Here is a 14,097-nt window from a genome sequence, read left to right on the forward strand (position 1 = left end):
TCACCCGCAACAAAGCTTAAGCAGGTCGCATACGCGGCCTTTTTTTATGGAGTTTTGCATGTCAACGAAAATGCGCCAGCGTGACTGGTCTTTTCTACTTTCCGAAGCAAGCGGCAACCGCTCTCGCGAGTCCGTGACCATCGCTGCTGGCTCAGGCGTGGTGAAGGCTGCCACTGTGGTCGGGAAGCAAACAGCTTCCAAAAAGTATGTTCCATCTCCGGCAACTGGTGCCGATGGCTCAGAGACGGCAAAAGCGGTTCTTGCCCATGCTGTTGATGCAACGTCGCAGGATGTTGAAGCGGTCGTGTTGCACCGGGATGCAGAAGTCAAAAAGGTCCTTTTGAACTTCGATGCATCCGTTGATGACGACACAAAAGTAGCTGCAAAGCTAGCAGAGCTCGAGGCCTCTGGCCTGATCGCACGCTAAACCGCAATCAGACCAACTTTCCTTCCAATTATGTGAGACTTAAATGCCTGATATCTGGGATGACGACCGCTTTAGCGTTCACAACCTTACGCTTGCCATCAATGAAGAACCTTCGGTTCCTGATCAGATTGGCAAGTCCGGCCTGTTCGAAGAAGATGGGGTGGACACCACCTATATTGACATTGAACGCGAAGGCAACGATTTGCAGCTGGTCGAACCGACCGCTCGTGGTGGACCTGGGGAAACAACCGGGGATGAAGATCGCACCCTCGAGTCCTTCAAGATCCCTCACTACGAGCGCAATGATCATATCTCGGCTGACGAAATTCAGAACGTTCGAAAAACTGGCACAAATGACCAGTTGGAACGGCTTCAGGAACGTGTCGTGAAGAAAGGCCGCAAACATAACCGCGACCTTGATAATACGCTGGAGCATCAGCGTATGGGTGCTCTTAACGGCATTGTCTTGACACGCAATGGCAAGACGCTAGCAAACCTCTATGCCAAGTTTGGCTATGCAATTCCAGCGCCATTGGATCTTGATCATGATGACAAAGATCTGAACCTTGGCTCTTTCATGATGCATGCGCTGTATGGCATTGAAGATGACCTTGATCGGGCATACGGGCATATGCATGTGTTCTCTGGCCGAAACCTTCATGAATGGATCTGGAACCGTCCTGAGGTTCGGGAGACTTTCCTAAATACATCTTCGGCTGGGAAGTTACGGAACGCCGCCCCGGATAAGTTTGATTTCGGTGGCTTCAAGTTTGAACGCTATAAGCAGGGCCGTAAAGCGAGAGAAGCCGGTGGGGGCACTTATATTGCCCACAATGAGGCTCGCATTGTTCCTTTTGGCGTGCCTGATTTGTTTATCACTCGTTTCGGTCCAGCTGATTACGAAGATACGGTGAACACCGAAGGCCTGCCGCTTTACCTTCGACAGTACGCTGATCCCAACGGTAAGGGCCGCTCCATTGAGGTTCAGATGAACGCCATGTCTCTCTGTACAAACCCCGGCGTCCTGCGAAAAATTCGCCTTCAGAACTACACTCCGGGCCAGTAAGGGGGCACGATGACCAAAGCTATGTGGATTGCAAACCTTTCTGGGCTCATGATCCCCGGAGAGGTCGTGGGCAAGGACGACGTCGTCACTGTTGAGCCCGGTGAAGCTGTTAAGGTTCCAGCGTCGTATGCAACAAGCCTGATTGATGATGGTCTTGCATATAAAGCTGATGAGCCAGACACCGAGCCGGTAGCTGATGAGGGTGGGGAAGGCGCTTATAGCGCCATGACCATGGACGAGCTGCGTGAAGAAGCTGAAAAGCTTGATTACCGTCCGCCTAAAAACATTGGTCTTGAAACCCTTCGTGAGAAAGTTCGCGATCTGGTTCGGGCTCAGTTTGATGACCTCGACACCAAAGCCAAAGAGCTTGGCATTACGCCAGACGAAGACTGGACCGTCGAAGAGTACCAAGCGGCTATTGAAGCCGCCGAAGCACAATAAAACAAAGGCGCGAGGAAACTCGCGCCTTTTCGCTTTATGAGGCCAAGCCATGACACCTGAAACGAAGAAACATTTTGAGAAAGTAGTGAAGACCGCAGATGAACGATGGGCGGAAACTATCGAGCTCAAATTTTTGCAGGATGGCAGACAAGACCAATCACGCGGGAACACGACAATCCAAGCGATTTTGAGAGTAGGCAATGTTCGCAACACCAACTTGAGCGGTGGCGATGCTTTGAAATGGCGTGGCCGCGTCAACTCGACGAAGACTCAATTGCATATCGCAAAGTCGCTTTACACCGGCCCTGAGATCAAAAAGGGCGACACCATCAGGGCAATTACACGCGATGGAAAGCCTTGGTTTGATGTCCTGCACGCAAGTTATCGAGATGAAATGCGCATTGTACTGGAGCTGGGGGAAGCATGAGCCTCGTTAGAATTGCCGCACGGCACTGCCTCTGCGAAGCCCTTAAGGGCAAAACAAGCGTGGGTGATAATGTTCAGGATTCGGCTTTTGGTGCACTCAATTTCAATGAGGATGGCCTGCCAGAAACGAGCCAAGAACAACCTTTCTTGACTGTTTATACTGACGAGGCAGACATGCAGGCGAGCGGCAATAGTCTGGAATTGCTCGGCCAAGCTGACACCAAAATCTATTTCGAATGGGGCATTACCTCTTCAATGTCCGTCAAAGATGATGAAACAGGCGAAGCTGTCATCGTGCAGGATATTCCGGTTACTGATGCCAACATGGAGTTCAAGCTTGATCTCATTGGTCGCGAGATCCTCAACGCACTATCAGATACTAGAGATCCGTATGTGAAGATGTTCCGAGAACTCTTGATGGGGGTGACCAGCTTCAAAAAAGGCCGCATTGCAAACGAGCAGGATGGATTGCGGCTCGCAGCTCACCAGTTTGAACTCAAGTGCATGCTTTTGGAAGAGCCGAGAACCGGTGCTGAAGTGCTCTCAAACCCATTCGGGGAACTGTTTGCGCTTATGAAGGGGAGTGGTGATCCGAGCATAGCCGCTAAAGCTGACTTGATGCACGCTGCCTTAGAGCCGGAAGCGCCTCCGCTTGATGTGTTCAGAATGGAGAACGGTATGCATCCTGACCAAATCGAGACGCTCGGATTAGACGAGGCAGTTCAAGATGGATGACCAGTGGGACGTCATCACCGAGCTTCTCACGCAACAGCAGGCCGAGTTGGAAACTTTAAGATCAGTGATAGCGGAGATGATACAGGTCGGGCCGGTTCACGCAGTTGATCCGAAGAAGGGCTACCGTATCAAGCTGGGAGAGGATGAAGAAGGCACCCCTTATCTCTCACCTTGGAAACCGCATCCAGAAACCTCCAAGACTTCCATTCCGCTAAAAGTTGGGCAGATGGTGGGGATGCTCAATCCAAGCGGTGATCCCCGACAAGGTTTAGTACTGCCAGGTGGATATAGCGACGGCCACGAAACACCCAACTCAGACATGCAAGCAAACGTTTTTCAGGATGCTGGTGTCCGTATTCAGATCAAGGACGGCAAGTTCCAGATCTCAGCTGAGAACAGCATTGAAATCACCGTCGGTGGCGTGAAGCATATTATCAGCAGTGATGGTGTTGCTACTCAGGGCGGGAAGGTCACACACGATGACAAGAACGTTGGCTCAACGCACACACACGGCGGTATTTCGCCGGGACTAGCTGACACCAAAGGCCCTAATTAAGGACTCCAGACATGACGAAGCAAAGATACCGCATTCGTGAGGGTGCGGACACGATCGATGGTGAGCGCGTTCCTGAGGACCGCATTGTTGAGATGACCGAGCAGGCCGCTGACTACTACGTGGCAATCGCCGCCGCTAGCCTTGCCAATGAAGACGCCGCTGAAGAGAAGGCACCCCGCAAGCGTCGCAGTAAGGCACCTACCAAGACTGGGGCCTGATATGACGGGATTGAGCAGGCACACTGGGCAGCCGATCTCTAATCTGCAATCAGCGCTCCAAGGGGTAGAAGTCATCCTTGGAACCCGGCTCTATTCTCGGGTGATGCGCAGGCAGTTCGGGGCTGGCTTTGTCGAGATCTTGGGTAAGAAGCTTACCCCGAAGCGCTTTGCAGTCTTCATGCAGCTGATAGCTGTAGCCATTGACCGGTGGGAGCCCCGGTTCAAGGTGAGGCGCCTGACACCGCAAGGCACCGTAGAACAAGTTCGCTTAGGGAACGTTGGCCTAACTATAGAGGCGGATTTTCGCCCGAAAGCAAACCTTTCACCACCAGATTATACCGTTGAACGCTCTATTTCCTTCGGCCTGTTTTTTCGGGATGGGAAGGTGCAAACACTGGAAAGTTAAGCCACATGGGCCAGACCAAGCTTCCACCACCTGAGTTGATCGAGAATATCGACTATGAGGCCATCCTTGCAGCATCTTTGAACCGCCTGAAATCCAAGTTTGATGCAGCCGGAATCCCATGGACCGTAGAAGGCCTTGAAACAGACCCTGCCAAAATCTTGCAGGAAGAACTGGTTTATCTGGTGGTCTATCTTCTGCAGCTGGGGAATGAGAAGTTTGTTCTCTACTTCGTGGATTACGCGTATGGCGTAGCGCTTGATGTTTTGGCGGTTTTTTATGGCGTTACGCGCATGCAGAGCGAGCAAGATGACCGGTTTCGCACACGCATCAAGCTTCACATTGTCGGGCGTTCTGGTGGCGGCCCTGAGGAGCGATACAAAGCGCTTTCTATGGATGCCCATCTTGATGTGAAGGGTGTCGCCATCTGGGACAACGGCATTGATCCCACGCTCTATGTCGGTGTGCTGTCAGCCGTTCCGGGAGGCCACGCAAGCGATGAACTTCTTGAAGCTGTTCTGGGGCACCTGATCCAACCAGCCAACAAAGTCACCTCTGACCGGTTCATTGTCGTTTCAGCTGTGACCAAGACCATTGATGTGGCCCTTCAGGTTCAACTTGAAGAGCACGCGCGTAATTCTGCCTTGGAAGCGCTGGAGGCAAAGCTGCGGGCTGCGTGGGAGGCGGAAGAGCGTCTTGGTCTTGATCTCACAAGAGCTTGGCTGATCAACACGGCCATGGGGGATGGGATTAACAACGTGATCGTAGAAGCGCCTTTCGTTGATGTGGTCGCGGATCCAAACGAGGCCATTGCGCTTGGTTCAATCTCGATCACTTCCATGGGGCGCGGGCGATGACTGAAATTCTTTTGCCGGCCAATGCCACGCCTTGGATGCAGGCGATCTCGCAGACCAATCACGAAGGCCTTGAGGTCGTTCGCCAGCACTACAACAACATGGGCATGAAGTGGCAAAACCCGCAGCCACGCATCATGCCGCACCTGATACAGGAAACCGGCCTTGGTATCCTGAGCCCTTATGTAGACAACATCTATCAGCTCTATGATGAGGGGCTTGAATGGCTGCGCATTCGCGGCTTTGAAGCAGCTGTGTACAAGGGGCTTGGCTTCATCGACTATGGTGGGCTCCTGGAACAAGCGCCAAGCAGGCGTCGTAAATGGCATTGGGATCAGCTGGCACTGAACCGGCTCCCACGCAGCGAGGAAGATCTGCCGCGCATTGCCGGGGTTGTCGGGCTATCTGTTTCCCGGCGCACCAAGGTAATGCGGGCCTTCAATGGCTATGATATCCGCGCAGCTGAGCTGTCTTACTCAAAACTTGGGAATGCTCTTTTGTCTTCGCACTCCGGGGCACGGGTGGGAGAGGTTCCAACCAAATGGAGCTTTGGCACTAGCCATGAGTTTCAAAGGGCGCTTACCGCTGCTGAAAAGCAAGCAATCGGCGTTTATATCGACACCTCTTCGGGCGGTGTGACTTGGGAAGAACTGGCAGCTCCATGGAGCGAGGTTGAAACCTCGTGGCAGGATTTGGGTGTCGGCGCTAAGTTGCGTGTTATGGCCCGCCAAACAGCTCTGCTCGGTGGCTACATGGGCTTTTACCGTGCTGATGGTTCCATGATTGGGGCAAGGCGCTTTAAGGCTTTGCATCAAGTTGCCCCCGGCATCACCTACAAGATCGGCTCTGAGCAGATCACTCCCCACGATCAAGGGCAGCGCGTTTATGTGGAAGCGCTCACCGGATTTGGGGAAGGGGCAGGCGAGGAATGTGCCTCCGTCGCTCTGTTGTTTGGAGCCACGCCAAAAGCGGACCTGCCACAAGGAAAGCGCTGGCTTTTACCTGACCAGATCGAAACACCGTTTGCAGCTATCTGCTCGCAGGCGCTTACAACTGATTTGCGGCTCACCAAGCGCACTCGCGTAAAGGTTCTCCTGAGCTTCGCATAAGGACCACTCAAATGGCTTTTGAACATCCACTCGTGCCAGGCGCGCATGATCGCACGCCTGAGCGCCAAAACGATTCCGCAGCTGTCTGGCCTGAGGAAGTCTTTATCACCGGAACCGATCTTAATGATGCGTTCGGTATTGCACGCCGCCAGTCTGAGCGCATTGGCAATACCGTTTCTCGCGATGGTGATCGTAAGTCCGGCGCGGCCATTGAGATTGACCGGGCAGGAAGCAGAATCCTTCTTGGTGGTGGGACTGTCTATGTGGCAGGCGATGTGCGTCCGGTTGGTGCAGCTGTTCTGGAAGGTGTCGATCTGACTACTGACCTGATTGTTGGTGTGCGCGTAAGCTCTACCGTGATCAACTCCGAGGATGACCCAACGCTTGCAGGTTTAAAGCCGGGTACAGAAGCGGAAGGCGAGAAGGGGGCTTCAAGGATCGTTACCCGCCTTGTCTGGGGCTATGCGGGAGATGGCGCAGAAGGTCAGCTTTACCCGGTTTACACGCTGGTAAAAGGCACACCGCTAGACCAGACGCCGCCTGCCGAAATGAGCCAGGTTGCACAGGTATCTGCGGCGCAGGATTTTGGAGCAAATGGCAACTACATTGATGAGGGTTGCCGCGTAACTGCAATTGAGAAATCTAACGGCAATGTGGTCTTTTCCATTGCCGCGGGCACCGGCAATATCAAAGGCTTCAAACGTTCCCGTGAGCATGCCTTGCGCCTTGAGATCGAAGAGAAGTGGGACACTTTCCAGATTGACGGTGAGCAGCACACTTACACCGTTGCATCCAACAAGAAGCAGAAGTTTCGCCTCCACTATGGGCCGATTGATGAGCTGGTCAACATTCAGCTTGAAAAGGAAGTCACGGAGGATGTCACACGCAGCCAGATTATCAACGGCTCCGATACACTCCAAAATGACAGCCTGAAAGAGATCGTTCAGATCAAACAAGGCAGCAAAACATTCGTGAGGGGTACTGACTACCAGCTGACTGCCGATAAGGTTGATTGGTCATTGGCCGGAGATGAGCCATCACCCGGGTCCAGTTATCACTGCAAATATCGTTATCGGGACTCTGTTCAGCCTGTGACCGTATCGGCTCATGATATCGAGTTGACAGGTGGGCGCACGGGCGGCGAGGTGGTCGTAATTTATAAGCGCAAGCTGCCGCGTGTAGATCTGGTTTGTCTGGATCAGACCGGAAACGCTGTTTATGTGGAAGGCCAATCTTCTGCACGTGCAGTTGCTCCTCAAACCCCTGACAACCTTTTGAAACTGGCAACCGTCTACAACGACTTTGACGGGCTGCCTTTGGTTAAGAATGATGGCACTCACAACATCACTTATGACAAGCTTTGGGAGGTTGTGCAGCTCCTCAATAGTTCTCGCGATCTGATTGCTCTGAACCGCTTGCAACTTGATATTCACGACAAGGAACCAGCTGCAAAGCGCGGGATCTTTGTTGATCCGTTTGCCGATGATCGCTGGCGTGATCTTGGCGCTCAGCAAAACGCAGCAGTCCGCAACGGAATGCTCACGCTGCCCTTGGACGTCACCATCCATGACCTCAACAACACGGGCGTGGAGATGCTTCCGTACAAGCTGGAAAATGTGATTGATCAGCCGCTCAGCACCACGTGTAAGCTGATCAACCGCTTTGCCAGTCATGAACCATTCCCGGCTTCAATGAAGCTGGAGCCCTCACAGGACTTCTGGACAGATGTTGATGAGGTTTGGGCGTCTGATGTGACCCATGAGGTGTTCGGGCCTGAGGCCTCTTCTACCTCTGAGCAACAGGTGGTTGGGACTGCTGAAGAGAACGCCAAGTTTTTGCGGGCAATTGATATCACGGTCACGATTGAAGGCTTCGGTGGGGGAGAGATCCTTGACCGCATTATGTTTGATAATGTGGACATGACGCCAGCGCAAAAACCAGCGGCTGCCGGTGATGGACAGCTAACGCTTACCTTGAGCATTCCAGCCAAAAAGCATGCAGCTGGTGAGAAGCTGGTTGAAGCATTTGGTGTGGGTGGCTCTGAGGCGTTTGCTCGCTTTGTGGGTGAGGGCAAAGTCACCACTCAAACAATGCAGCGGGTAACAACACTTGTTCTCGTTCCTCCGCCACCACCACCGCCTCAGATTATCACGGTGACGCGCATCATTACGCGAAACCGCGATCCAAGAGGGCAAACCTTTAGCTTGCCAGCGGGTAACAGGCATATTGCGCAAGTAAAGCTCTGGTTCTGCAAGATCGGTAATCCAAACACGCCTGTTGTGGTTGAGTTGCGGGCTACCAATGGAGCGGGTTTTCCTACTGATGAAATTCTTGCTCAAGCTGTCATCGACATGTCCAAGGTAGAGCTGAATAAGTGGACACCATGTCCGTTTCCATCTCTGCCTTATCTGCTTTCTACGCGGGAATATGCGTTCATTGCGATCACTCCCGATAATGAGCATTCGATCTCAGCTGCGGTGCTTGGTGAGTTTGACGAGAAAAACCAGAGCTTCCTCGGTGTGAACCCTTACACCGTCGGCACAGAGATTGAGAGCTCGAACAACTCAACCTATCTTCCGGTGCATGGTTCTGACCTGACGTGCGGCGTAGATGCGGCTGAGTTTACGCAGACCACCAAGCGCGTCGAGTTGGGGAACGTGGATCTGGATCGTTGTTCTGATCTGATGATTGCGGCGGCTGTCGATACTCCTGAAACGGGGTGTTCCATTACATTTGAAATCACTCGTGCAGATGGATCAAAGATCCGGACAGCGGCCTATGCCGGTGTGCAGTTCGATGAATGGGTGAAGGAAACTGTCAGTATTGCAGCAATCTTGAAGGGGACCAGAACCGCAAGCCCTCGGCTCTTCCCCGGTGTTCAGGTACGGGCAGGTAAGCTTGCTGAAACCGCTGACTATATCGGCGTTGCCTTCCAGACCGGCAATGCAAGCCGCTTCCCGGTTCGGGTCAAACGAACTCTACCAAATGGCGCCTCAGCAAAAGTATTCCTGAAGAACAGTTCAGGAGATTTTGTTGAGGCTCCTTACAAGACCGGTGAAGTGTTGGATGCGGCGGGCACAGTGGATGCCACCTATGAACTGGACCAAAACCTTGGCAGCCAGACAGCCGTGAAAATCACCATAACTGGCAATCCGAAGGCAAGGCCGGTTCTGGAAGACCTGCGTGCAGTTGCGACCATCTAGGAGAAGTGATCAATGGAAACAACGCCAAATCTAAACCTGCCACTGCTCGACAGCGAAGAGAATGTCTCCGAGGATCATAAAAAGATCAATGAGTTCGTGAAAGCATTTGATGCTCGCCTGGGTGAGGTTGCAGTCACTTTGGCGAGCCTTGCTACTGCCGGACATTCTCATGAGATGGCCAAGATCAATGGACTGGCAGAGGCATTAGCCCTGCTTGCCTTGGCCAATCACGCGCACAAACTCAATGATCTTTCTGATGTTGATGTGACGGATGCTCCTGAAAACTCCATCTTGCAGTTTATTGCAGGAAAGTGGTCATTGGGGCAGCGCGGCTATTCAGTCGCGGAGATCAATAATATTGTGTCGCAGCTGGCGAGTGGGGATCACGAACACCCGATAGGTGATGTTCAAGGTCTTTCAACCAAACTTGCAACACTGGCAAAGGCTTCTGATCTCAATAAATTCGCTGATGCAACGAAGAACGCTAAGTTCAGAAAAGCGCTTTCGGTTCTTGGGGATCTATATCTCAACAACAAAGCCATCATTGCGAATGATTCAGAAGGTGAATTTGCCGATAGATCAGGTGAGAACATTGACCACTTTTGGCATGATGATAGCGACAATGCATGGCACTTTGTTTCTGATGGTCCTTACAAGTCCGTGGGGAATACAAAATTCGTAGCGAAGCGCCTTGACCTGTTGGATACGGACTGGTCCATGAAATCTTCTGACCGATGGTTAGCGCGTTATCGCAACATGTCAGAAAACACAGAAAACATTTCTGCAAACAGATTTAGCGACAGTCTGGTTCTTGAAAACAAGCAATATGCTCCAGCTAATGCTTCTGAAGATACCGGCAAGCGCTTCACAAAACGCGGGTTAAAGTCTTTCTCGTATATTGACGGCGGTTCGCAAGGAAAAACGTACGAAGCTTTTGGGGGGTTGTTGTCGACTCGACATCGCGGCTCTTCTAAAGTTCGAAGCATGGGAGGTTCGTACTCTCAGTGTGGAACTGATACCAATTCCACGGGGAGTGTTGATTATGCCTATGGAGCAAGGAGTTACTCCTTTTTCAACGGTTCGGGCCGGATAGGCGTTTGCGTAGGTATGCATGTTGGCATCAACCCGAACCACGCTAATGCGAGAGTGGGCGATGCTCGCGGTATATACACCCACATGGACTATGATGATGGGACAATCGAAAACGACCCGGTTGCGCTCTATCAAAACTATGATGGTAACTGGGATGGCAAAAAACGCGTCGGTATCGTCCAAGAAGGTGTTCAGGAAAACCGATTGACCGGCAAAACCTTGATTGATGGCAAAGAGGCCATTGACGAAGGTAATCTGGCGTCAAAAATGGAAGCAGCTGGACTCGGTGGCGGCGGTCCTTTGAAGGTAACTGCGCGTAGTACCGGAACATGGACAAAGCACTCTAAATCAAAAACAGCCGTGGTCTTTCTGACCGCTTCAGGAAGACCTTCGTACAATAATGACTCCGGATATGCGGGCGCTACCGTTGTAAAGATCTTTGATCTGCGCGACGGTCCAAGCACCGGAACCGTCTCTATCGGAAGCAATGAAACGAAGACCTGCACATTTAAATATGACGGTCACACCTTGAGTGTTCGCGGTAACGGCAATGCATCTGGGCATGATGCAGCATTCACAACGACAGTAGCCCGCGGGAGAGACGGAAACGGCGGAGATCCGACAACCCCGGCTAGTTTCTGGGGTACTGGTGCAATAGGTGCCGCACGCAAAGGCGGCGTTGTGATTTGGGAGTATTGATGTGCCTGATTATGACATTTTGAATAGTGACACCGGTGAAGTCGAAAACACGATTGTTTTTGATGGTGATACCAAGTGGCTAGAGGAAAACTTTGGCGAGGGGAACTGGCGATTATACGAAGAGCCTCCACGCACATTTGAGGCGACTGATGTTTCTGAAGAAGCTGAGCGGCGGATACAAACAGGCACCCAGATTAACGGCACTCAGTTCAAAACAGATCTGGAGTCGGTTGGTCGCTTGAGTGAAATGCTGGACGGGTTTGATGCTGGACTGCCTGAGGCGTCTCAAGTGAAGGCGGTTACTGCTGAAGGCGTGTTGCTCGTGCTTGATACTCGCGAGAAGGTGCAAGCGCTCTATCATGCAGCAATCAAGTACCGCGCTAGTATCGTAACCCGCTCCGCTCAAATCCAGCAGCTCGACCCGGTTCCGGACCCGTCACAAGACATCCTATGGGATCTGACCAAGACCCTATCTGAGGCTATGGAAGAGCTGAGCTAACCAGCCCTCCAATCAATCAAGACTTAACCCACCCGCACGGTATCCCCGGAGCGGGTTTTTTCATGGAGAAATGTCTATGAGCGCGCCCACAATCGGCATGCAATTCTCTTACAAATCGGATGATCCGTTTCCGGTTTCTGAAGGCGATCTATCCAAAGTTGTGGTGATCGATAGCTCTGATGATGCTTCTGGCACAGAGTTTCCAATTGATACAGCAAAGCGCATCTCGTCCAGCGACAAGGACGCGGTTGCAGCTCTCGGAACCGGCCCTTTGCGGGATCATATTCGCGGGATTCAGGACCAGCTCAACCAGCTTGACCGTTCTGCTGATGTCACCATTGTTCGAGCAAAAAAGGGAGCGACCCCTGAGGCCAGCGCTGCTGCAATCGCTGCTATCATCAACTCGATTACTGAGATCCCTACTGCGGTCAATGCAACACCTGGCATTGTGGTTGCTGGTTCAACTGCATGGCGTCCTGATCTGGATACAGTCAGTCCAGTTGTGGCAGCTTTGGAAGCGAACATCGGCAAGATCCTCGCTGTTGCACCGGTAGATGTTGACCCAACCAGCGCAGACAATGCCATTGACGCACGCGAAACTATGGCTTCAGGTCGCTTGATGCCGGTTGGTGTGGCTGCGCGTGTCTGGGAAGGTGATGCGGTCGTTACTCGCCCTATGGCATCCCGTGTTGCTGGCCTGATCGTTCGTGCAGATACCAACAATGGCAACATGCCATTCGAGACAATCTGCAACGAGCCTATCTTTGGCCTTGCCGGTCTATCTCGGAAAATCCCTTTCAACTTCCTTGATGGCTCTAAGGAAGGCCAGCGCCTACTCGCTGCTGATGTGGCGATTGCTGCGGAAGGAGAGATTGGCGTTTATGGCGCGGTTGCTGATGGTGGCTTTACTTTCCTTGGTACTGACATGGCGCAGACCGACGCTATGTGGCCGCAGCTGCATCAGTTGCGCGGCTCTGACTACATCGTCACACAGATGATGAAGATCACCCGGCGCCACTTGGGCAAGAAGATGACAGCGCAACGGGTTGAAAGCTGGGTCCGTGAAATCATTGGTGAGCTGCGTGGGTTGAAGCAAAACGAGCATATCCTCGGCTATACGCCAGCCTCCGAGATGTTCACCGCAGATAAGAACCAGCCTGAATCCATCGAGCTTGGTCACATCAAGCTTGAGATTGGTCAGGAAACTGCAAGCGCCTTCAAGCGGGCTGATTTTGAGCTGCGCCGCTATCGCCCCGCAACCGAAGGCTTGATCAAAGACATTCTGGCGCGTTTGCGCGCTGTTGTTTAATCCTCTTTACTGGAGAACCACACATGCAGCGCCCTATGCTGATTAACGGTGACATTGACCTGCGCTTGGTCAGTGAACCGGACGAATCCCGCGCAAACATTCTGAGCAAGCTTGTTCTGCCTGCCTTCAAATACACAACGGTCAACCACAACCCCGGTGGCGGTATTGGTGCCGTAGACTTCGGTAAACCGCGCACTGAAGCTTTTGAGCCCAAAGCCGAACACAAAGGGCTTGATAACAAGCTGCTTGAAAAATTGGGTAAGCACGAAGAGTGGGTTTTTGCTGGCAACTATCGCCAGATGCCGGGCAACCTTTGGCTACCTGTCCGCGGCTTCATTTATGCCACTCTTATGGAGTGGGAACCTGATGAAATGGGCGCAGATGATCTGCAAGGTTGCAACCTGGCATTCAAGGAAGTCACCCACGTTGAACTCATCCTAGATGGCAAAGAGCTGTTCTATTGGGATTTCTGGGAACGTGAAATGCGGCCTGATCCAACAGATGGTGAACGCAAGCGCGCACTTGGCCTCTAAGTCACAAAACCACTCATCGTAACTCTCAGAGCCTTCAGCCTTGCTGGGGGCTCTTTTGCTTTAAGGACACGGCAATTGACCACGAAAGCAACCACAGCAGCGGTTCAGCTGGATTACCCTTTTGAACATGACGGGCGTGAAATCACCTCATTGTCCTTCCGGCGCATGCGTGCTGGTGACACGCTCATCGGCGAGAAATACTCGAACGAAGAGCAAGCCGGTTTCGCGCTACTGGCAGCACTTGCCGGTGTCGATCTGGAAGTGATTGAACGCCTTGATGTTGAAGACCTAGAGAAAGTCACGCGAGGTGCCGCTCCCCTTATGGGAAAGCAGGGTGTCTTGACCCTGAAGCAGCTCGACGCGAGAGACGAGTACTTGACGGGGTAGACGCGCCTCATTCTCGTGACTTGATTGTCGCGGTATCGCGCAGGCTCCACACGCCAGTTGATGTGGTCATGAACTGGGAGATTGATTTCTTTTTAGAAACAGTCTCCAGCCTTGGACGTGTGCTCAAGGCTGAAAATGCT

The 14,097-nt window shown here is 52.5% G+C and carries 16 protein-coding genes; all 16 read left to right on the top strand.

All coding sequences use genetic code 11. The annotated features are described in order from the left end of the window. Positions 1–58 precede the first annotated feature (58 nt). The 16 genes from PsAD5_RS10580 (at position 59) to PsAD5_RS10655 (ending at position 13,957) form a co-directional block, all read left to right on the top strand. The gene (locus tag PsAD5_RS10580; RefSeq protein WP_063292079.1) at positions 59–427 is read left to right on the top strand and encodes a head decoration protein; all 369 of its coding nucleotides are present in this window, start codon (positions 59–61) and stop codon (positions 425–427) included. 43 nt (positions 428–470) lie between these two features. After that, a complete protein-coding gene (locus PsAD5_RS10585; protein WP_063292080.1) occupies positions 471–1,493 on the top strand; it encodes a major capsid protein in 1,023 nt (340 codons plus the stop codon). 9 nt (positions 1,494–1,502) lie between these two features. Then, on the top strand, positions 1,503–1,934 hold the full coding sequence (locus PsAD5_RS10590; protein ID WP_063292081.1) for a hypothetical protein: 432 nt from the start codon (positions 1,503–1,505) through the stop codon (positions 1,932–1,934). A 49-nt stretch (positions 1,935–1,983) separates the two neighbouring features. Further along, positions 1,984–2,361, top strand: a complete 378-nt coding sequence (locus PsAD5_RS10595; RefSeq protein ID WP_063292082.1) for a hypothetical protein — start codon at positions 1,984–1,986, stop codon at positions 2,359–2,361. After that, complete coding sequence (locus tag PsAD5_RS10600; protein WP_063292083.1) at positions 2,358–3,095, top strand: hypothetical protein; 738 nt, start codon at positions 2,358–2,360, stop codon at positions 3,093–3,095. Before PsAD5_RS10595 ends, PsAD5_RS10600 begins: the two co-directional genes overlap by 4 nt. Next, positions 3,088–3,651: a phage baseplate assembly protein V gene (locus PsAD5_RS10605; protein ID WP_063292084.1), complete on the top strand. Its 564-nt coding sequence runs from the start codon at positions 3,088–3,090 to the stop codon at positions 3,649–3,651. Before PsAD5_RS10600 ends, PsAD5_RS10605 begins: the two co-directional genes overlap by 8 nt. Positions 3,652–3,662: 11 nt before the next feature. Beyond that, complete coding sequence (locus PsAD5_RS10610) at positions 3,663–3,869, top strand: hypothetical protein (protein ID WP_063292085.1); 207 nt, start codon at positions 3,663–3,665, stop codon at positions 3,867–3,869. A 1-nt stretch (position 3,870) separates the two neighbouring features. Then, positions 3,871–4,275, top strand: a complete 405-nt coding sequence (locus tag PsAD5_RS10615; RefSeq protein ID WP_063292086.1) for a GPW/gp25 family protein — start codon at positions 3,871–3,873, stop codon at positions 4,273–4,275. A gap of 5 nt (positions 4,276–4,280) precedes the next feature. After that, positions 4,281–5,129, top strand: coding sequence for a baseplate J/gp47 family protein (locus PsAD5_RS10620; RefSeq protein WP_063292087.1), 849 nt, complete (start codon positions 4,281–4,283; stop codon positions 5,127–5,129). Further along, positions 5,126–6,235 carry a hypothetical protein gene (locus PsAD5_RS10625; RefSeq protein ID WP_063292088.1) on the top strand — a complete coding sequence of 370 codons (1,110 nt, stop codon included), beginning with the start codon at positions 5,126–5,128 and terminating at the stop codon, positions 6,233–6,235. Before PsAD5_RS10620 ends, PsAD5_RS10625 begins: the two co-directional genes overlap by 4 nt. A gap of 11 nt (positions 6,236–6,246) precedes the next feature. Then, positions 6,247–9,438 (top strand): DUF4815 domain-containing protein, encoded by a 3,192-nt coding sequence (locus PsAD5_RS10630; protein WP_063292089.1) that lies wholly within the window; start codon positions 6,247–6,249, stop codon positions 9,436–9,438. A 12-nt stretch (positions 9,439–9,450) separates the two neighbouring features. Next, positions 9,451–11,229: a hypothetical protein gene (locus tag PsAD5_RS10635; protein WP_063292090.1), complete on the top strand. Its 1,779-nt coding sequence runs from the start codon at positions 9,451–9,453 to the stop codon at positions 11,227–11,229. Between the two features lies 1 nt (position 11,230). After that, on the top strand, positions 11,231–11,728 hold the full coding sequence (locus PsAD5_RS10640) for a hypothetical protein (protein WP_063288684.1): 498 nt from the start codon (positions 11,231–11,233) through the stop codon (positions 11,726–11,728). A 76-nt stretch (positions 11,729–11,804) separates the two neighbouring features. After that, on the top strand, positions 11,805–13,037 hold the full coding sequence (locus tag PsAD5_RS10645; protein WP_063292091.1) for a hypothetical protein: 1,233 nt from the start codon (positions 11,805–11,807) through the stop codon (positions 13,035–13,037). A gap of 23 nt (positions 13,038–13,060) precedes the next feature. Next, positions 13,061–13,570: a phage major tail tube protein gene (locus tag PsAD5_RS10650; protein ID WP_063292092.1), complete on the top strand. Its 510-nt coding sequence runs from the start codon at positions 13,061–13,063 to the stop codon at positions 13,568–13,570. Between the two features lie 75 nt (positions 13,571–13,645). Then, a complete protein-coding gene (locus PsAD5_RS10655) occupies positions 13,646–13,957 on the top strand; it encodes a phage tail assembly protein (RefSeq protein WP_063288687.1) in 312 nt (103 codons plus the stop codon). The last annotated feature ends 140 nt before the right edge of the window (positions 13,958–14,097 follow it).

The organism is Pseudovibrio sp. Ad5 (assembly GCF_001623095.1).
In the GTDB taxonomy this organism is placed as follows: Bacteria; Pseudomonadota; Alphaproteobacteria; order Rhizobiales; family Stappiaceae; genus Pseudovibrio.